Consider the following 18,820-nt stretch of genomic DNA (forward strand, 5'->3'; position numbering starts at 1 on the left):
CCGACTTCTGATGGCCGGAAACGCCATTGACCAGACCCGGCGGATGCTGTCGCTGGTCACCTACCTGCGGGAGCGCCCGGGCGCCCGGGTCGCCGATGTGGCCCGCGCCTTCGGTATCACCGAGGACGAGCTGATCGGCGACCTGGACGTGCTGCCCATGTGCGGCACCAGCTTCCGGGGCGGTGACCTGCTGGACATCGACACCGACGGCGACCGCATCTGGTGGCACAACCCCGACGCCTCGGGCACGTCCGCCGGCGAGCCGCTGCGGCTGGCCGCCGACGAGGCCACCGCCCTGCTGGTCGCCGCGCGCGCCGTGGCGACCCTGCCGGGGCTGCGCGAGAGCGACCGGCAGGCGCTGGTCCGCGCCACCGCGAAGATCGAGGGCGCCGCCGGCGAGGCCGCGGGCGCCAGCTCCCGGCTCTCCGTGACCTTCGAATCCGAGGGCGGGGTCTTCGCCGAGATCGACCGGGCCATCTCCGAGCGCCGCCGGGTCTGGCTGCGCTACTACTCGCCCGCGCGCGACGAGCTGACCGAGCGCGAGGTCGACCCCATCCGGCTGTTCGCCGTGGGCCACACCTATATGGAGGCGTGGTGCCGGCTCTCCGAGGCCCGGCGCACCTTCCGGCTCGACCGGGTGGCCGAGATCCGGCTGCTGGACGAGGCATCCGACCCGCCGCCGGTGGAGCTGCGGGACCTGTCCGAGGGGCTGGTCCAGCCCGCCGCCGAGGACCCCGAGGTCGTCGTCGAGGTGGGCCCGGGCGGCCGCTGGGTCGCCGAGTACTACCCCCACGACAGCGCCGAGGAGCTGCCCGAGGGCGGCCTGCGGATCACCCTGCGCACCCCCGACCCCGCCTCGCTGCGGAGGCTGGCCCTGCGGCTGGGCCGGGACGGGCGGATCGTCTCGCCCGAGGCGCTGGCCGACAGCGCCCGGGAGGCAGCCCGCGAGACGCTCGCGGCGTACGGAGAGTGAGGGAGGGGCCGACGGTGGCAGGAGAACCACGACCGGGAGTGGCCGGGGCGGTGACCGGGGCGGGGGTCGCGGTCGCCGCCGTCTTCAAGGCCGCGTGCCCCGACTGCCGGGCCAGCTTCGAGCTGGCCGCCGGGGCGCTGCGGCTGGCGATCGGCGCCAGCGACCGCACCACGTTCTACTCCTTCACCTGCCCCGACTGCGGCTCCGCGGTCCGCAAGCCGGCGGGGGAGCGGATCGTGGAGCTGCTCACCGGTGGCGGGGTCCGCACCCTGCGGCTCCACATCACCGCTTAGGGCGTCACCCGCGCAAGGCGTCATCGCCTGGGGCGTCAAGCAGTCCTTTTCGGCCATTTCCCGTTCTTTCGTACTTCCCTCGTTAGGCTTCGCCCCATGTTCTGGCCCATGCTCGCCATCGCCCTCGGATTCTGCGGTCTCTCCGTGCTCACGGTCCTCGCCGCGCGGGTGTTCGTGGAGACCAGGAGGCTGGCCCGGCAGGTGGCGGAGGCGTCGCGGCGCGTCACCCGGGCGGCCGAGGACCTGGAACGGGCCGCCGCGCCGCTCGCCGCGCAGAGCGCGCGGACGCTGCGGAACGACTGAGACGCGGCCCTCCTCCCGGTAACGGGGCGGGCGGTAGTCTGGTCCGGGCGGCCCTGCGGACGAGGCGGAGGGCCGCGAGGGACCGGACGTATGCCCGGGGATTGCCGAGCGTTTACCCGTGCGCGTTACGATCGCTGCCGTACGGCTGATGGACATATGTCCGATCGGTCGGCCGGTCCCACCAATATCCCGCTTCGGTGAGAAGGTAAACGCATATGTTCGGTCGGCTCGGAGCGCCTGAGCTCATTCTTCTGCTTGTCGTCATCGTCCTGCTGTTCGGTGCGAAGAAGCTTCCGGACATGGCCCGTTCCCTCGGCAAGTCCGCCCGCATCCTCAAGAGCGAGGCCAAGGCGATGAAGGCGGAGAGCACCGACACCGCCGCCGCCCCCGCCGACCCGCCCGCCGCCGAGCAGGCGCCCCGCACGATCAAGGCCGCCCCCGGCGATGTGACCTCCCGCCCGGTCGCCGAGCCGACCGACCGCAGCACCCAGCAGCGCTGACCCAGGACAGACTGAGACGGCCGCCGTCGGCGACCGTCTGCCACACGAGATAGGGACGTGGGTTGCTCAAGTCTGCCCGCAAGAAGGAGAAGGACCCCGAGGGGCGGATGCCGCTCGCGGAGCACCTGCGCGAGCTGCGCAACCGGCTGGCGAAGGCCGTGCTGGCCATCGTCGTGGTAGCGATCATCGCCGCGTTCTACAACAAGCAGATCATGGAGTTCCTCTCCACTCCCGTCCCCAAGTGCGAGGGACGCGATCTGGCCCAGAGCCACGGCGGCAACTGCGCGGTCCTGACGTTCAACACCCTGTCCTCGCCGTTCACGACGGTCGTCAAGGTGTGCCTCCTCGCGGGCGTCACCGTCTCCTCGCCGGTCTGGCTCTACCAGCTGTGGGCGTTCCTCGCCCCCGGCCTCCACCGGCACGAGAAGAAGTACACGGTCGCCTTCGTCGCGACGGCCGCCCCGCTCTTCCTCGCGGGTGCCTACCTGGCCTACCTGATCATGCCCACCAGCATGCGGGTCCTGCTCAGCGTCACCCCGGAGACCGCGGCCAACACCCTCGGTCTCAACGACATCCTCGACTTCACCGTCCGGATGATCCTCGTCTTCGGCCTCGCCTTCGAGCTGCCGCTGATCCTGGTGATGGCGAACCTGGTCGGCCTCGTCTCCGGCCGGACCATGGCCGGCTGGTGGCGCGGCGTCGTCATGGGCACCTTCGTGTTCGGCGCGGTGGCCACCCCGAGCACCGACCCGTTCGGCATGTGCGTCCTGGCCGTGCCGATCAGCATCCTGTACTTCGCCGCCGTCGGCTTCGCGATCCTCAACGACAAGCGCCGCGACCGCCGCAACCCCGACCGGCAGCTCGACGACGACGAGGCGTCCCCGCTCGACCTCGAACCGCAGCCCATCGGCGACTCCAGGCCCATGCCGAGCCTGCCCGAGCAGGACCGGCACCAGCGCGGCTACGACGACGTGACGTGATCCCGCACGGATGAACCCGGGAACGGGGCGGCCGCTCACCGAGCGGCCGCCCCGCCGCGTTCCCGCCCTCCGGCCCCCGGGCTCGATAAAGATCAGGTGACTGTCGTAGCTCCCCGGTAGGCTCGTAGACAAGATGACCGAGGACATGTCCCCTGCTGAGCGCTACGCCCTGGCACGGCAGCGCGCCGCCGAGCAGGCCACCGCGCTCGCCCCCTTCCGCGAGATGTACGAATTCGAGCTGGACCCCTTCCAGATAGCCGCCTGCAAGGCCCTGGAGGCCGGCAAGGGAGTGCTGGTCGCGGCGCCGACCGGCTCCGGCAAGACCATCGTGGGCGAATTCGCCGTCCACCTGGCCCTCACCCAGGGCCGCAAGTGCTTCTACACCACGCCCATCAAGGCGCTCTCCAACCAGAAGTACACCGACCTCGTCCGGCGCTACGGCGCCGACAAGGTGGGCCTGCTCACCGGCGACAACAGCGTCAACGCCGAGGCACCCGTGGTCGTGATGACCACCGAGGTCCTGCGCAACATGCTCTACGCCGGCTCGCAGGAACTGATCGGCCTCGGCTACGTGGTCATGGACGAGGTCCACTACCTCTCCGACCGCTTCCGCGGCGCCGTCTGGGAAGAGGTGATCATCCACCTCCCCGAATCGGTGACCCTGGTCTCCCTGTCGGCCACCGTCTCCAACGCCGAGGAGTTCGGCGACTGGCTCGACACCGTCCGCGGCGACACCCAGGTGATCGTCTCCGAGGAGCGCCCCGTCCCGCTCTGGCAGCACGTGCTCGCCGGCCGCCGGATGTACGACCTCTTCGAGGAGGAGACCGACCACGGCGGCCGCGGCGCCGCCCGCCGCGAGGTCAACCCCGACCTGCTGCGCATGGCCCGCATGGAGAACAGCCGCGTCTACAACCCGCGCGAGCGCCGCCGCGGCAAGATGATCCGCGAGGCCGACCGCGAGCGCGAGCGCCGCCAGCGCAGCCGCATCTGGACCCCCGGCCGCCCCGAGGTCATCGAGCGGCTCGACGCCGAGGGCCTGCTGCCCGCCATCACCTTCATCTTCAGCCGCGCCGGCTGCGAGGCCGCCGTCCAGCAGTGCCTCTACGCCGGCCTGCGGCTCAACGACGACGAGGCACGCGCCCGGGTCCGCGCCATCGTCGAGGAGCGCACCGCCGCCATCCCCGACGAGGACCTCCACGTCCTCGGCTACTTCGACTGGCTCGAAGGTCTCGAACGCGGCATCGCCGCCCACCACGCGGGCATGCTGCCGACCTTCAAGGAGGTCGTCGAGGAGCTCTTCGTCAAGGGCCTCGTCAAGGCCGTCTTCGCCACCGAGACCCTGGCCCTCGGCATCAACATGCCCGCCCGCTCGGTCGTGCTCGAGAAGCTCGTGAAGTGGAACGGCGAGCAGCACGCCGACATCACCCCCGGCGAGTACACCCAGCTCACCGGCCGCGCCGGCCGCCGCGGCATCGACGTCGAGGGCCACGCCGTCGTCCTGTGGCAGCGCGGCATGGATCCCGCCGCCCTCGCCGGTCTGGCCGGCACCCGCACCTACCCGCTGCGCTCCAGCTTCAAGCCGTCGTACAACATGGCGGTCAACCTGGTCTCGCAGTTCGGCCGGCACCGCTCCCGCGAGCTGCTGGAGACCTCCTTCGCCCAGTTCCAGGCGGACAAGTCCGTCGTCGGCATCTCCCGCCAGGTCCAGAAGAACGAGGAGGGCCTCGCCGGCTACCGCGAGGCCATCGACTGCCACCTCGGCGACTTCGAGGAGTACGCGCGGCTGCGCCGCGAGCTGAAGGACCGCGAGACCGAGCTGGCCAAGCAGGGCGCGAACCAGCGCCGGGCCGCCGCCGCGGCCGCCCTGGAGCGGCTCAAGCCCGGCGATGTCATCCACGTCCCCACCGGCAAGTTCGCCGGCCTGGCCCTGGTCCTCGACCCGGGCCTGCCGCCCGGCCGCTCCGACCGCCACCGCGGCTTCGACCACCAGGACGGCCCGCGCCCGCTCGTCCTCACCGCCGAGCGGCAGGTCAAGCGGCTCGCCGCGATCGACTTCCCCGTGCCGGTCGAGCCCATGGAGCGGATGCGCATCCCCCGCTCCTTCAACCCGCGCAGCCCCCAGTCCCGCCGCGACCTCGCCTCCGCGCTGCGCACCAAGGCCGGGCACATGGTCCCCGACCGCCACCGCAAGGACCGCGCCCCCGCCGCCGACGACCGCGAGATCGCCCGCCTGCGCGCCGCCATCCGCTCCCACCCCTGCCACGGCTGCGCCGACCGCGAGGACCACGCCCGCTGGGCCGAGCGCTACCACCGCCTGCTGCGCGACACCCGCCAGCTGGAACGCCGCATCGAGGGCCGGACGAACACCATCGCCCGCACCTTCGACCGCATCTGCGCCCTCCTGACCGACCTCGACTACCTCCACGGCGACGAGGTCACCGAGGACGGCCGCCGCCTCGCCCGCCTCTACGGCGAGCTCGACCTGCTCGCCTCCGAGTGCCTCCGCGAAGGCGTCTGGGACGGCCTCAAGCCCGCCGAGCTGGCCGCCTGCGCCTCCGCCCTGGTCTACGAGGCCCGCGTCGCGGACGACGCCGCCCCGCCGAAGCTGCCCGCCGGCCCCGCGAAGGACGCCCTCGGCGAGATGATCCGCATCTGGGGCCGCCTCGACGCCCTGGAGGAACAGCACAAGATCAACCAGGCGGAGGGCGTCGGCCAGCGCGAGCCCGACCTCGGCTTCGCCTGGCCCGCCTACCGCTGGGCCTCCGGCCACGGCCTGGACGAGGTGCTGCGCGAGATCGAGATGCCCGCGGGCGACTTCGTCCGCTGGACGAAGCAGCTCATCGACGTCCTCGGCCAGATCGCGGCGGCGGCCCCGGCCGGCAGCCCGGTCACCCGCAACGCCCGCAAGGCGGTCGAGGGGCTGCTGCGGGGAGTCGTGGCGTACTCGTCGGTGGGGTGAGACCACCCGCCGGGATCGGCTAGGGCTGATCCCGGCGGTGAAGCCGACACGAGGTGTCGCTCAGCGGCACAGGGCCGTGTCCACGAGCCCCTCCAAGCGCTTGGTGACCGCCGCGTCGGTCGGGATGGCGGTCACCGTGATGTCGGCGGCGCGGCCGTCGTCGGTGACTCCGCCCCGGGTCTCGTAGCCGTTGATGTCACCGCCGTGGCCCCAGTAGACGCCGCCGCACGACAGCGGCCTGCTCATGAGCCCCAGGCCGTAGCCGGCGCCCGTATCCCCGATGGGGACGGTGGTGCGCATCTCGGCGAGCTGGGCCGCCGGGAGGAGACGGCCGGCCAGGAGCGCGGTGAAGAAGCGGTTGAGGTCGGAGTTGGTGGAGATCATGGCGCCCGCAGCCCAGGCCACGGAAGGGTCGATCTCCGTGGAGTCGCGCAGCGGCGCGGTCGCCGAAGCCCGGTGGTAGCCCTTGGGGTGGGGCTCCCGGATGGTCCTGTCGCCGGGGGCGGGGAAGTAGGTGTGGCGCAGTCCGAGGCGCTGGACGACGCGCTGGTCGATCTCCGCGGCGAGGGTGCGGCCGGTGACCTTCTGGACGATCAGGCCGGCCACCACATAGTTCGTGCTGCTGTAGTTCCAGCCCTCCCCGGGGGCGAAGTCGGCCTTGTGACGGAAGGCGACGTCCAGGAGCTCGCGGGGCTCGAAGTACCGGTGCCGGATGGTGTCGTCGTCGACGTCCCCCTCGTATTCCGGGAGCCCGCTGGTGTGCTGGAGGAGCTGGCGGACGGTGATGTGGCGACCGTCGATGCCCTTTCCTCGGACGAGGCCCGGCAGATAGGTGTCGACCTTGGCGTCGAGGCCGATCCTCCCCTCGGCGACCAGTTGCAGCACGACCACCGCCGTGAACGTCTTGGTGTTGCTGCCGATCCGCACCTGACCGTCGGCCGGTACCTTCGCGCCGGTGGCCAGGTCGCCGACGCCTGCCGTATAGGTACGGGTGCGGCCGTCACGGCCCTTGACGCTCGCCAGCGCGGCGGGCGGGCCGTCGCCGCGCACCAGCGCGTTCAGGCCCTGCTGGATGGTGTCCGGCCGGGTGGCGGCGGATGCCGTGGGCGGTGCCACGACGATCGTCGTCATGACACCGGCCGCCACCGCGACCGCCGCTGCCACCACTCCGCGACGGCCGCTCCGCCGCCCGGAAGTACGGAAACCTCGCCATGCCTGCTCGCGCACGGGCCAACTCCTGGGAATCGTTGGGAAACCAGCGGTAAGTGCTGGGCCCAACCATTCCGGAACCGGCCGTCCCGGACGATCCCGCTACCCGCCCGGCTCCGGGTGGGGTTAACCCCCGATCCCCTGGCCCCTTAACGCGGCGTGTCCTCCGGCCCCGGCTCCCGCCCCTGCCCGCCCTCGTCGCGGCGGTTGTGCTTCCGCTTCCGGGTCAGGAGGTAGGTCGCGGTCGACGCCAGGACCGCGGCCAGGGTCGCCGTGCCGGCGATGACGGCGGCCAGTTCGCCGAGGGAGACGCCCTCGGTGCCCTCGTCGTCCTCGTCCGGCGCCGTCTCGCTCGTCCTGTCGACGATCTCGTCGTAGCCCCTCGGGCCGTCGCAGAACTCCCGGTTGCCCGGGTCCATTTCGGGGACGACGGTCAGTTCGACGGACTCCGCCGGTTCCTCCTCGCCGCCGTCCTTGAGGTCGACGGGGTAGGTGCCGGGGGCGATGTCACAAGGAACCATGCCCGCGACCCTGGTGTACAACTGACCGTTCTTACCCTCCCGGAAGCGTTTCTCCTTGAGGGTCAGCTTCTTGACGAAGGCGGGCGACTCGACGGTGAGGTGGCCGTCGTGGGCGTCCAGCGTCGTCCGGCCGGTCGTGACCGTGAAGACCACCTCACGGCCGCGCTGGGTGGGCCCGGCGGTGGATATGGACGACTCGGAATCCGAGGAGTTCGCGGAGTTCGAGGAATCCGGGTTGTCCAGGGGTCGCGCGGAACCCGGCGCGGCGGCCGTCAGGACGAGGGCCGCCGCGGCGAGGGGCGTCAGCGACGCCAGGGCTGTCCGGGCACGTTTCATGCGGGGAGGATATCCGTGACGTCCCGTCAGGGGAGGGCTCAGGCGGCGGCCCCGGTCGCCGGGCCGCCCTCCTGCTCGGCCTCGACCTGCTGGTTCCACTCGCGCTTCGACGCCTGCCAGCCGTCCTCGTCGTGGCCCCGGCGCCAGTAGCCGGAGATCGACAGCCGCTCGCGCGGCACCTCGCGCTCGACGCGCAGATGGCGGCGCAGCTCCTTGACGAAGCCCGCCTCGCCGTGGACGAAGACCTGGGCGTCCCCCGCCGGGAAGGCGAGCGAGCGCACGGCCTCGACCAGGGCCGCGCCGACCGGGGCGCCGTCGCGCGTCAGCCAGGTGACCTCGACGCCGTCCGGCAGCTCCAGCTTCTGCTTGTCGTCCTCGCCCGGGACCTCGACGAACGCGTGGACCACGGCCCCCTCCGGCATCCGCTCCAGGGAGGCGGCGATGGCGGGCAGCGCGCTCTCGTCGCCGACCAGCAGATGCCAGTCGGCGGCGGGGTCCGGGGCGTAGGCGCCGCCGGGGCCGAGCATCCGGATCTCCGCGCCCGGCTGCGCCGTCGCGGCCCAGGGGCCGGCCAGGCCCTCGTCCCCGTGCACCACGAAGTCGATCGCCAGCTCCCGGGCGGCCCGGTCGAAGGAGCGCACGGTGTACGTACGGGTCCGGGGCCACGCCTCGCGCGGCAGGTCGCGGCGGATGACCTCCATGTCGAAGGGCTCGGGGTAGGCCACGCCCTCGACGGGGAAGAGCAGCTTCACGTAATGGTCCGTGCACTCCCCGGCGCCGAACTCCGCGAGGTCCTCGCCGCCCAGGACCACGCGCACCATGTGCGGCGTCAGCCGCTCCGTGCGCAGCACGTGCGCGCGGGTGAGCCGGGGCGCTTTGCGTACGGGACGGTCTGCCATGGCTGTCTCCCCTGATCACCGGATCCTGTCACCGGATCCTGGCACTGGATCGTAAAGTTAGGTCTGCCTAACCTAACAGCTCATCGGGGCAGAGCGCTCAGCAGCCGCTGCAGCGAGCCGCCCAGCCCCCAGCGCTCCGCCAGCGCCTCCAGCACCTCGGGGTCCCGGGGCTCGCTGGGCAGCGCTGCCTCGAAGGGGGCCAGCGGCACGTCCGCGGCCACCCGGACCACCTTCGGCGCCACCGCCAGATACGCCCCCGCCTCGGCCAGCCGCTTCCGCTGCGCCGGGCTGATCTTCGCCGCGGGATCCTCCACCGCCGCCAGGATCCCGGCCAGGTCGCCGAAGGAGGCCAGCAGCTTCGCCGCCGTCTTCTCACCGATGCCCGGCACGCCCGGCAGCCCGTCGCTGGGGTCGCCGCGCAACAGCGCCAGATCCGCGTACCCCGGGCCGTCCACCCCGTACTTCTCGCGCAGCACGGCCTCGTCCACGGCCTGGAGCGAGCCCATGCCCTTGACCGGGTACAGCACGCGCACGCCGCGCGCGTCGTCGACGAGCTGGAAGAGGTCGCGGTCGCCGGTGACGATGTCCACCGGGCCGGCCGCGCGGCCCGTCAGCGTGCCGATCACGTCGTCGGCCTCGTAGCCGACGGCGCCGACGCGGGCGATGCCGATCGCGTCCAGCACGCTCTCGATCACGGGGACCTGCGGGGAGAGGGTGTCGGGCGTCTCCTCCTCGTCGGGCCCGCCCTCGACCTCCTCCGCCACCCGGTGCGCCTTGTAGCTCGGGATGAGATCGACGCGCCACTGCGGGCGCCAGTCGAAGTCCATGCAGGCGACCAGATCGTCGGGCTCGTGGTCCTGGACCAGGCGGGCGATGAAGTCCAGCAGGCCGCGCACCGCGTTCACGGGCGTGCCGTCCGGGGCCTTCACCGACTCCGGCACCCCGAAATAGGCGCGGAAGTAGAGGGAGGCGGTGTCGAGGAGCATCAGGCGTCGCGTCACGGCTCGATCATGCCGCACCCCACTGACAGCCACCCCCACCCACCCGGCTCGCGTGTGAACCGGATCACTGTTCCGTTTGCGCCGAATGACCCAGGGCAGGCGCGACGCCGGAGTGGCTCCGCCCGGAAGTAGGGGGACGGGTGGGGCCTGAGTACGACCCGAGAGGTTTATGTGTCCAGGCTGAAGGCCGAGCATCTGTACAAGGTGTTCGGCAGACGACCCGAAGCCGCCGTCCGACGACTCGAGGACGGCGCAGGCCGCGACGAGCTGCGCGCGGACGGCACCACCGCGGCGGTCATCGACGCGTCGTTCGAGGTCGAGGCCGGCCAGATCTTCGTGGTGATGGGCCTCTCGGGGTCCGGCAAGTCCACCTTGCTGCGCATGCTCAACGGGCTCCTGGAGCCGACGTCCGGGCGCGTCCTCTACGACGGACGGGATCTGACCGGGCTCTCCCCGGCCGAGCTGCGCGAGGTGCGCTCGCGGAACATCAGCATGGTCTTCCAGCACTTCGCGCTCTTCCCGCACCGCAGCGTGCTGGAGAACGCCGCCTACGGCCTGGAGGTGCGCGGCGTGCCGCGCGCCGAGCGGCTGGAGCACGCCGCCGAGGCGCTGGAGCTGGCCGGGCTCAAGGGCTGGGAGTCGTCCTGGCCCGACGAGCTGTCCGGCGGTATGCAGCAGCGCGTCGGCCTCGCCCGCGCGCTCGCCACCGACGCGGACCTGCTGCTGATGGACGAGTCCTTCAGCGCGCTGGACCCGCTGATCCGCCGCGACATGCAGGACCAGCTGCTGGACCTGCAGAAGCGGCTGAAGAAGACGATCGTCTTCATCACCCACGACCTCAACGAGGCCATGCGCCTGGGCGACCGCATCGCCGTCATGCGCGACGGCCGGATCGTGCAGAACGGCACCGCCGAGGACATCCTCGTCCGGCCCGCCAACGACTACGTGGCCTCCTTCATCCAGGACGTGGACCGCTCCCGGGTGCTCACCGCCGGCTCGATCATGGCCGCCCCGGCGGCGGACGCGGCGGCGGTGGCCGCCGTGCCGGACGGCGCCCCGACCGTGAGCGAGGAGACGCCCGTGGCCGAGCTGTTCTCGCCGTTCTCCCGCAGCGGTTCCCCCGTCGCCGTCACCGACGACAGCGGTGAGGTGACCGGTGTCGTCACCCGCGACAGCCTGCTGGCGGCCCTGGCCGACCAGCCGAACGAACGCCCCCGCGAGGAAGAACCGGAAGTCCCGACCCCCCTTGCGTCGGCGTCCGAGCCGGAGGTGATCACCCATGCCTGAGATCAACCTCGGTGGCTGGGCCGAATCCGCCGTCGGCTGGCTCCAGTCCCACCTCTCCTGGCTCTTCGACGCCGTCAGCACCGTCCTGACCGGCATGTACGACGGCGTCCACGCCGCCCTCGGCGCGCCCGCGGCGCTGCTGATGGCCGGCATCCTCGCGGTCGTCGCCTGGTGGCTGCGCGGTCTGGTCGCCGCGGTCCTCGCCTTCGCGGGGCTCGCGGTCGTCGACTCGTTCGGGCTGTGGGACAGGGCGATGGCGACGCTGTCGCTCGTCCTGGTCGCCAGCCTCATCACGCTGCTGTTCGCCGTGCCGCTGGGCATCTGGGCGGCCCGGGACCGCCGGGTCAGCGGGGTGCTGCGGCCGGTCCTCGACCTGATGCAGACGATGCCCGCCTTCGTCTACCTGATCCCCGGCGTGATGTTCTTCTCGATCGGGCCGATCCCCGGCCTGATCGCCACCATCGTCTTCTCGATGCCGCCCGGTGTGCGGATGACCGAGCTCGGCATCCGTCAGGTCGACGGCGAACTCGTCGAGGCAGCCCGGGCCTTCGGTACGACGCCGCGCGACACCCTCGTCCGGGTCCAGCTTCCGCTGGCGCTGCCCACCATCATGGCGGGCGTCAACCAGGTGATCATGCTGGCGCTGTCCATGGTCGTCATCGCCGGCATGGCGGGCGCGGGCGGTCTGGGCGAGTCGGTCTACGCGGCCGTCACGCAGGTCGACATCGGCGGCGGTGTGGAGAGCGGCCTCGCGGTCGTCGTCCTCGCCATGTACCTGGACCGGATGACCGGCGCGCTCGGCAAGCGGGTCTCCCCGCTGGGCCGCCGCGCGGCCGCCAAGGCCGACGCCGCGGCGGGTGCCGCCGTCGCGTCCAAGGTGCTGCGGTACCGGCCGGGCACGGCCGTCGCCGCCGTGGGCGTCGTCGTCCTCGCGCTCGTCGCGGGCGGCATGCGCCTGGCCGACGGCGACGGGCGGCAGACCGCCGCCGCGGGCGGGGGCGTCGGCCAGGGCCGCGCGGTGAAGCTCGGCTACTTCCCCTGGGACGAGGCCGTCGCCTCCACCTACCTCTGGCAGAACATCCTGGAGGAGCGCGGCTACAAGCCCGAGGTCAAGCAGCTCGACCCCGGCCCGCTGTACACGGCGCTGTCCCAGGGCCAGATGGACGTCCAGTTCGACTCCTGGCTGCCCACCACCCACCAGCAGTACATGGACCGCTACCGCGACAAGCTCACCGACCTCGGCTCCTGGTACGGGCCGACGTCCCTGGAGCTGACCGTGCCCTCCTACGTCAAGGGCGTCGACTCGCTCGCCGACCTCAAGGGCAAGTCCGCGATGTTCGGCGGGAAGATCGTCGGCATCGAGTCCAGCGCCGGCATGATGGGCAAGCTCAACGACAAGGTGCTCAAGGAGTACGGGCTGGACGGCGAGTACAAGGTCGTCTCGTCCTCCACCTCCACGATGCTCGCCGAGCTCGACCGGGCCCTGAAGAAGAAGGAGCCCATCGTCACCACGCTCTGGTCGCCGCACTGGGCGTACGGGAAGTACGACCTGAAGAAGCTCAAGGACCCCAAGGGCGCCTGGGGCCAGGGCGAGCAGATCCACGCCGTCGGCAAGAAGGACTTCGCCAAGGACTTCCCGAAGATCGCGGAGTGGGTGAAGAACTTCAAGATGTCCGAGAAGGACCTCTCCTCCCTGGAGGCGGAGATCCAGAACGGCGGCAAGGGCAAGGAGAAGGAGTCGGCGCGGCGCTGGCTCGACGCCCACCCGGGCCTCGTCGACAAGCTGGCGCCCGTCGGCGCCTGACGAACCGGCGTCTTCCGGCGCCTGACGAACCCGTGGACGGCGGGCGTACGGTGGGGCGGTGAGCAGCTCACCGATCGGCCGCCCCGCCGTGCGCCGGGTCGTCTCCCTGGTCCCCTCGCTCACCGAGGCCGTGGCCGGGACCGGGCCCGGCCTGCTGGTGGGCGCCACCGACTGGTGCGACCACCCGGCCGGGCTCGACGTCGTCCGGGTCGGCGGCACCAAGAACCCCGACGTGGCGCGGATCGCCGCCCTCGCGCCCGACCTCGTCCTCGCCAACGAGGAGGAGAACCGCGCCCCGGACCTGGGCGCGCTGCGCGCCGCCGGGCTGGACGTGCTCGTCACCGAAGTGCGCACGCTGGAGCAGGCGTTCAGCGAGCTGGAACGGGTCCTGGTGCGCGGCTGCCGGCTGCCCCGGCCCGGCTGGCTGGACGACGCCCGCGACGCCTGGCGGGACGTCCGGCCCACCGGGCCGCCGGTTCCGGCCGTCGTCCCCGTGTGGCGCAGACCCTGGATGGTGCTGGGCCGGGACACCTTCGCCGGGGACGTCCTCGCCCGGCTCGGCGTCGCGAACGTCCACGCCCGGCACCCCGAGCGCTATCCGCGCGTCCCCCTGGGCCGGCTCAACGCCTGCGGCGCCGAGCTGGTCGTCCTGCCCGACGAGCCGTACCGCTTCGGCGCCGACGACGGCCCGGAGTGCTTCCCCGGGCTGCCGTCGGCGCTCGTCAGCGGCCGTCACCTCACGTGGTACGGGCCATCTCTCGCATCGGCACCACGGGTGCTGGGCGCGGCGCTGCGAGCAGCCGGCCGCTGACCAGCCCGGCGGCGGTACGGGCCCCGGCGACCGCCCAGGCGGTCACCAGCAGCGCGTACAGTGCCACCGCCAGCCAGGTCAGGGCGGTCAGCCCGGTGCGGTGGGCCAGCGCGGCGGTGCCGGTGACGCAGGTGCCGATGGGGAAGGTGAAGGCCCACCACGTCATCGCGAATCCCATGCCCCGGCGGGCGGCGCGGATCACCATGGCGGTGGCGAGCACCAGCCAGAGCAGTGCGAAGCCGATGACGGGCATGCCGTAGAGGACGGCGAAGCCGGCCATGGCCCGTGCGTACGGCTCCGCGACGACGCCCGGCGCGGCGCCCGCGACGGCGTTGACGGCCGTCGTGGACTGGCCCAGCGGGCCGAGGACCAGGAACAGGGTCGGGGTGAGCGCGAGCGGCAGCGGTCCGTGGTGGACGAGCCGGGAGAAGACCACCGGCAGGATCAGCAGCGTGGCCAGCAGGCTCATCCCGAACAGTCCGTAGCAGCCCAGCAGCAGCGCCTGCCGCCACTGGCCGGCGGGCAGGTGCGGCACGAGCGCGGGGCCGAGCGCGGCGGAGACCATGGGCGCCACGATCGGCAGCAGCCACACGGGCGAGGCGTCGCCCGGCGCGATCCGGTGCCGGGTGACCATCAGGTAGGGGATGGCGGCCGCCGCGGCCAGCCCGACGACCGTGCCGGCCGTCCACAGGACGGCGTCGACCGCGACGGCCGCGCTCTCGCCGATGACGCCCGTGCCCACGGAGAGCGTGCTGCCGCCGACGGCGAGCAGGGCCATCGCCAGACAGCCGTAGAAGGGGGCGACGGCGGGGTCGCCCAGGTGTCGCCGGGCCTGGTCGGGGTGGCGGGCCCAGTGGAGGGCGCGGGCGGTGACGAGGGTGATCAGCATCAGCGCCGCCAGCGCCCACACCGCCTCGCAGGCTCCGCGCAGCCCCGGCACGGCCACCGGCAGGGCCGCTCCGGCGGAGGCGACGATCGCGGTGCCCATGACGGTGGCGTACCAGTTGGGGCCGAGGTGGCGGAGGGGATCACGGGTGTTCATGAGTCCACGGTCTCCTGGCCGCACCCCGCCCACCAGGGGCTTTATGACTATGGGGACATAAGCTGGGGTTATGAGCGGTGATTCCTCCGGGCCCCTCCCGACCCCCCTCGCCCACCGGGTCCCCGACCTGGGCGCCCTGGAGCTGCTGCTCGCCGTGGCCCGGCTGGGCAGTCTCGGCCGGGCGGCCCGCGAGCTGGGCATCACCCAGCCCGCCGCGAGCGGACGCGTCCGGGCCATGGAGCGCCTCCTCGGCGTCGCCCTCGTCGAGCGCTCCCCGCGCGGCTCGCGCCTCACGGACGCCGGGGTGCTCGTCACCGACTGGGCGCGCAAGGTCGTCGAGGCCGCCGAGGCCCTCGACGCGGGCGCGCAGGCCCTGCGCGGGCGGCGCGACTCGCGGCTGCGGGTCGCCGCCAGCATGACCATCGCGGAGTACCTGCTGCCGGGCTGGCTGATCGCGCTGCGCACGGAGCGGCCGGGCACGGCGGTGTCGCTGAGCACGGGGAACTCGGCGGCCGTGGCGGAACGCCTGTTCGCGGGGCAGGCGGACCTCGGCTTCGTCGAGGGCCTGGACGTACCGGCCGGCCTGGACGGCGCGGTCGTCGGCCGCGACCGCCTCGTCGTCGTCACCGCCCCCGGCCACCCCTGGGCCCGCCGCCGCGCCCCCCTGGACCCGGCCGAGCTGGCGGCCACCCCCCTGATCCTCCGCGAACGCGGCTCGGGTACCCGCCAGGTCCTGGACGCCGCCCTGGCCACGCACGGCGGCCTGGCCGAGCCGCTGCTCGAACTCGCCTCCACGACCGCCGCGAAGGCGGCCGCGGTCAGCGGCGCGGGCCCGTCCGTCCTGAGCGAGCTCGCGATCGGCGAGGAACTGGCGGCCCGGCGCCTGGTCGAGATCCCGGTCCGGGACCTCTCCCTGAGCCGCGCCCTCCGCGCCGTCTGGCCCACCGGCCACCGCCCGACGGGCCCGGCCCGGGAACTGCTGGGGCTGACACGGTCCGGGGGGTAGGCGCCGGGTTCCCGGGGCCCTGTCTCTCCGCCATCGTTTTCCCTCGCCCCGGCGGGCCGGAACGGGGAGATTCACGCTGTCCCGCCGTCATGGGGACAGGGGTTGCGGCGCTACAGCCTGACGGACCAGTTCCCACGGGCGAGATAGGTGGCTCCCGACGGCTTGACGAGCACGCGGGCCCCGCGCAGAGGCAGCTCACCCGTCGCGAGCCAGAGGTCGCGCACTTCGTCGAGGGCGTCCCAGAGTCGGCGCGGCCCGCCTTGGTGGACCGTGGGAGCGGCGGCGCCGAAAGCTGCTGCGCGGGCCCAGGAGCCGTCGGGGTGGATCATCAGGGCGGTGCGACGGCCCTCGATTTCCTCGAACTCATGTTCAATGCCAGGAGTGGTGACATCGAGCATGGACGCGAGGTCCCACGCCTCCATCACGTGGACGACGGGGTACCTGCCGGTCGTGACGGCCACGCCTTCGTGCTCGCGCGCGACAGCGAGCAGTGAAGCGAGGCGAGGCGGGTAGTCGGGTCCGCGCCGGGCGGACATGAACCCGGCCCGGTCCCATTCGACGCGCCCGGACGCGCTGCCGTCCTCGTTCTTGTCGGCGGTGACGAGCAGTGAGGTGCCGGAGATGGTCGTCACGAGCCGTCCGCCGGGTTTCAGCGCGGCGAGCCAGCTCGCCGGGATCGGCCGGACGGCGACCGTCGACACGATGCGGTCGAACGTGCCGGGAAGCTCGCCTGTCGCGTCCACGGCGAGAATCGTCGGGCGCAGGCCCAGCCCGCCGAGGCGCTCCCGTGCGGCATCGACGAGGTAGGGGTCGATGTCCATGCTGGTGACCTGCTTGTCGCCGAGGCGGTGACAGGCCAGGGCGTCGGCATACCCGGGCCCTGTACCGATGTGCCCGAGCGTGTCGTCGTCGCCGATCCGGGCGTGCTGGAACATCAGGATGTCGAGGCCGGGCAGAGTCGAGGACGACGTCGGCCGACCCGTGGGGCGGTCGTCATCGGCTGCGCGGTCGGCGTGCAGAGCGCCGACCCTGGTGACGAGCGTCTTGTCGCTGTACGCGGCCCCGAGCCAGCGATCCGGCTCGGCCGCCCCGTCCCGCACGGCCCACCCGTCGGCTGCACGCTCCCACCAGCGCGGTACGAGCACGTGCCGAGGCGTCCGGGCCACGGGAGCGCGCCATCGCGACGTACGGTGCGTGACGCGCTCGGCGAGCCCGGTGGCGTGAGGTTGCCAGTCCACTAGGTGTCTCCTATTCCTCTTCTTCGTCGTCGGGGAAGGAGGGCAGGCATGCTGGTGTGGACGCGGGGTCGCAGTCGTTGCTGTCGTCAGGTGTGCAGGCGGCTCGTGGGGCCGGAACGGTCGCGGTGATCTCTGCCCACCTGTCACTGGTGAGCACGGCAGCGAGCCCCTTCGCTTTCACGTTCCCGGCGAGCAAGTGGCGCGAGAGGATGCAGCCATACACGTCGCCGCTGGGTGAGATGGCGGCTCGCTGATGGAAGCAGCGCCCGCACAGTTCGGTTACATCGGGTTGGACGACACCGGGGTCGGCCGCGCGGCCTACCTTGCGCACATGGTCTGTCCTGATGTCCGTGACGCCGAGGGCACGTAGCTCGGCCGCAGCCTCGCACACTCGTTGACCCGGGAGAACCTTGACGATGCCCACCCGCAGTGGGATACCACGACGCAACGCCTCGGTGATGGCCGTGCGGGTACGGGCATGGCTTCCTTTGCCGTTGGTGATGCTGTCGTGTTCGGCTGGTTCGTCGCTGTAGTAGGACGTTGCCAGTCGGACGCCCTCGCGGGCGAACAGGCCCCACAAGGACGGCCGGATATGAGTGAGGTTCGAGTAGACCTCGACACCCAGGTCGCGGCCGAGGGAATACTCGATGAGGGCCGGGAGGTGGGGCGACCGTGTTGGCTCTCCACCGATGAATTGGACCATCGGGATACCGAGGTCGGCGATGTGGTCGATGACTTCCTGCCAGTCGGCGAGGTCCATGGTGCCGTGGGTCATCCTCGGGCCTGACAAGGTGCAGCAGTGACTGCACTCCAGGTCGCAGATTTCGGTGAGCTCGCACTCGACCGAATCGAGGATGGGGCGGATGAGGCTCTGTGATGCCTGCGTGACGGAGGGCATGGATGTACCTCCTATGGGTGGGGCTGGGCCGAGTCGGCCTCGGCGACTTGTGAGGATCCAGCTCCAGGGCTGTCGCATGTGCAGATGAGAGCGGGGGCGTAGTGGCGGCGAACCGCTGCCGGATGATCCGGTTGCGGCATGCTGGGCGGGCCGCTCGTGTGAGGAAGACTGAGCACGATCGGTGTGCGCCGAGGCGTGAGCGGCTCTGTGGTCACCCCCTCCTCATGCGGGTTCATGGTGGGGACACGAGAGGGACGCAGGATGCTGAGAAGGCGGCCCCATACGCCGGCCAGCCGCCTCATCGGGCTCATTGTCGTGCTGTCGGTCATGGGTGCATCTCCCGCAGGTGGCGGCTCAGCGCCGTGGTGAGCATGTGGACCTCGGCGGAGCGCCCCTCCTTGTGCGCCTTGCCGCGCTCGGCCTTGAGCCGGTCGATGACGGCGCATCGAGGCAGCACCACGACTTCGATGTTGTCGCGGTCGGTCTCCCACTCGCGTCCGCCGTCGAGCGGACGCAACTGGTAGCGCGGGCCGACCTTGTCCATCACCTTGCCGAGGCGACCACGGCCGTGATCGTGAACCACTTGGCCGATCAGGGAATCGGGCTGGTGTCCGGCGGTGGTGTCGTCGTTGTGCGTGGCGGGTGTTGTCATGGTGACTCCCCGGTGACGTCAGTTCGTGTTACACAGGCAACATCCGCGGCCCGTACGGCGGTACCTTCGGAAGGGGTGTCGAAAGGTGTCGCTTCCACGACCGCGCGT

General features: G+C 72.1%; 18 protein-coding genes. 10 read left to right on the forward strand and 8 right to left on the reverse strand.

Translation table 11 applies throughout. The features are described from left to right. The first annotated feature begins 10 nt into the window (after window positions 1–10). From ACX9I7_RS09870 to ACX9I7_RS09895, 6 genes are all read left to right on the forward strand, one after another. Window positions 11–973, forward strand: coding sequence for a helix-turn-helix transcriptional regulator (locus ACX9I7_RS09870; RefSeq protein ID WP_189453774.1), 963 nt, complete (start codon window positions 11–13; stop codon window positions 971–973). Window positions 974–1,011: 38 nt separating this feature from the next. Beyond that, window positions 1,012–1,266, forward strand: a complete 255-nt coding sequence (locus ACX9I7_RS09875) for a hypothetical protein (protein WP_229820460.1) — start codon at window positions 1,012–1,014, stop codon at window positions 1,264–1,266. Window positions 1,267–1,362: 96 nt separating this feature from the next. After that, window positions 1,363–1,569: a hypothetical protein gene (locus ACX9I7_RS09880; protein ID WP_387577179.1), complete on the forward strand. Its 207-nt coding sequence runs from the start codon at window positions 1,363–1,365 to the stop codon at window positions 1,567–1,569. A gap of 215 nt (window positions 1,570–1,784) precedes the next feature. Next, window positions 1,785–2,069 (forward strand): Sec-independent protein translocase subunit TatA, encoded by a 285-nt coding sequence (gene tatA / locus ACX9I7_RS09885; RefSeq protein ID WP_189453779.1) that lies wholly within the window; start codon window positions 1,785–1,787, stop codon window positions 2,067–2,069. A gap of 107 nt (window positions 2,070–2,176) precedes the next feature. Then, complete coding sequence (gene tatC / locus ACX9I7_RS09890) at window positions 2,177–3,049, forward strand: twin-arginine translocase subunit TatC (protein ID WP_358622823.1); 873 nt, start codon at window positions 2,177–2,179, stop codon at window positions 3,047–3,049. A gap of 133 nt (window positions 3,050–3,182) precedes the next feature. Further along, window positions 3,183–6,008, forward strand: a complete 2,826-nt coding sequence (locus ACX9I7_RS09895) for a DEAD/DEAH box helicase (protein WP_387577181.1) — start codon at window positions 3,183–3,185, stop codon at window positions 6,006–6,008. Between the two features lie 60 nt (window positions 6,009–6,068). Here ACX9I7_RS09895 and ACX9I7_RS09900 read toward each other — a convergent pair whose 3' ends face one another. The 4 genes from ACX9I7_RS09900 to ACX9I7_RS09915 form a co-directional block, all read right to left on the reverse strand. Further along, window positions 6,069–7,235 (reverse strand): serine hydrolase domain-containing protein, encoded by a 1,167-nt coding sequence (locus tag ACX9I7_RS09900; protein ID WP_459387094.1) that lies wholly within the window; start codon window positions 7,233–7,235, stop codon window positions 6,069–6,071. Window positions 7,236–7,366: 131 nt separating this feature from the next. After that, complete coding sequence (locus tag ACX9I7_RS09905; protein WP_459387095.1) at window positions 7,367–8,074, reverse strand: hypothetical protein; 708 nt, start codon at window positions 8,072–8,074, stop codon at window positions 7,367–7,369. 38 nt (window positions 8,075–8,112) lie between these two features. Continuing rightward, the gene (locus ACX9I7_RS09910; RefSeq protein ID WP_387577187.1) at window positions 8,113–8,973 is read right to left on the reverse strand and encodes a siderophore-interacting protein; all 861 of its coding nucleotides are present in this window, start codon (window positions 8,971–8,973) and stop codon (window positions 8,113–8,115) included. Between the two features lie 80 nt (window positions 8,974–9,053). Beyond that, the gene (locus tag ACX9I7_RS09915; protein ID WP_387577242.1) at window positions 9,054–9,959 is read right to left on the reverse strand and encodes a 5'-3' exonuclease; all 906 of its coding nucleotides are present in this window, start codon (window positions 9,957–9,959) and stop codon (window positions 9,054–9,056) included. A gap of 186 nt (window positions 9,960–10,145) precedes the next feature. Here ACX9I7_RS09915 and ACX9I7_RS09920 point away from each other — a divergent pair, with 186 nt between their 5' ends. Genes ACX9I7_RS09920 through ACX9I7_RS09930 form a run of 3 tightly spaced genes read left to right on the forward strand, consistent with a single transcriptional unit; the run spans window position 10,146 to window position 13,876 of the window. Continuing rightward, window positions 10,146–11,261: a quaternary amine ABC transporter ATP-binding protein gene (locus ACX9I7_RS09920; protein WP_387577189.1), complete on the forward strand. Its 1,116-nt coding sequence runs from the start codon at window positions 10,146–10,148 to the stop codon at window positions 11,259–11,261. Next, window positions 11,254–13,065, forward strand: coding sequence for an ABC transporter permease/substrate binding protein (locus tag ACX9I7_RS09925; protein ID WP_387577191.1), 1,812 nt, complete (start codon window positions 11,254–11,256; stop codon window positions 13,063–13,065). The genes ACX9I7_RS09920 and ACX9I7_RS09925 overlap by 8 nt, the downstream gene beginning before the upstream one ends. A 58-nt stretch (window positions 13,066–13,123) precedes the next feature. Continuing rightward, window positions 13,124–13,876, forward strand: a complete 753-nt coding sequence (locus tag ACX9I7_RS09930; RefSeq protein ID WP_358622271.1) for a helical backbone metal receptor — start codon at window positions 13,124–13,126, stop codon at window positions 13,874–13,876. Here ACX9I7_RS09930 and ACX9I7_RS09935 read toward each other — a convergent pair. Next, a complete protein-coding gene (locus tag ACX9I7_RS09935) occupies window positions 13,803–14,918 on the reverse strand; it encodes a TDT family transporter (RefSeq protein WP_387577193.1) in 1,116 nt (371 codons plus the stop codon). The genes ACX9I7_RS09930 and ACX9I7_RS09935 overlap by 74 nt on opposite strands. Before the next feature lie 70 nt (window positions 14,919–14,988). Here ACX9I7_RS09935 and ACX9I7_RS09940 point away from each other — a divergent pair, with 70 nt between their 5' ends. Beyond that, the gene (locus ACX9I7_RS09940) at window positions 14,989–15,924 is read left to right on the forward strand and encodes a LysR family transcriptional regulator (protein ID WP_459387096.1); all 936 of its coding nucleotides are present in this window, start codon (window positions 14,989–14,991) and stop codon (window positions 15,922–15,924) included. A 110-nt stretch (window positions 15,925–16,034) separates the two neighbouring features. Here ACX9I7_RS09940 and ACX9I7_RS09945 read toward each other — a convergent pair whose 3' ends face one another. The 3 genes from ACX9I7_RS09945 to ACX9I7_RS09955 form a co-directional block, all read right to left on the reverse strand. Continuing rightward, the gene (locus ACX9I7_RS09945) at window positions 16,035–17,162 is read right to left on the reverse strand and encodes a methyltransferase domain-containing protein (RefSeq protein WP_387577197.1); all 1,128 of its coding nucleotides are present in this window, start codon (window positions 17,160–17,162) and stop codon (window positions 16,035–16,037) included. Window positions 17,163–17,172: 10 nt separating this feature from the next. Beyond that, window positions 17,173–18,060 (reverse strand): radical SAM protein, encoded by an 888-nt coding sequence (locus ACX9I7_RS09950; RefSeq protein ID WP_459387097.1) that lies wholly within the window; start codon window positions 18,058–18,060, stop codon window positions 17,173–17,175. A 325-nt stretch (window positions 18,061–18,385) separates the two neighbouring features. Then, a complete protein-coding gene (locus ACX9I7_RS09955; RefSeq protein WP_459387098.1) occupies window positions 18,386–18,712 on the reverse strand; it encodes a hypothetical protein in 327 nt (108 codons plus the stop codon). Window positions 18,713–18,820 lie beyond the last annotated feature (108 nt).

It is taken from the genome of Streptomyces sp. L500 (assembly GCF_054551825.1).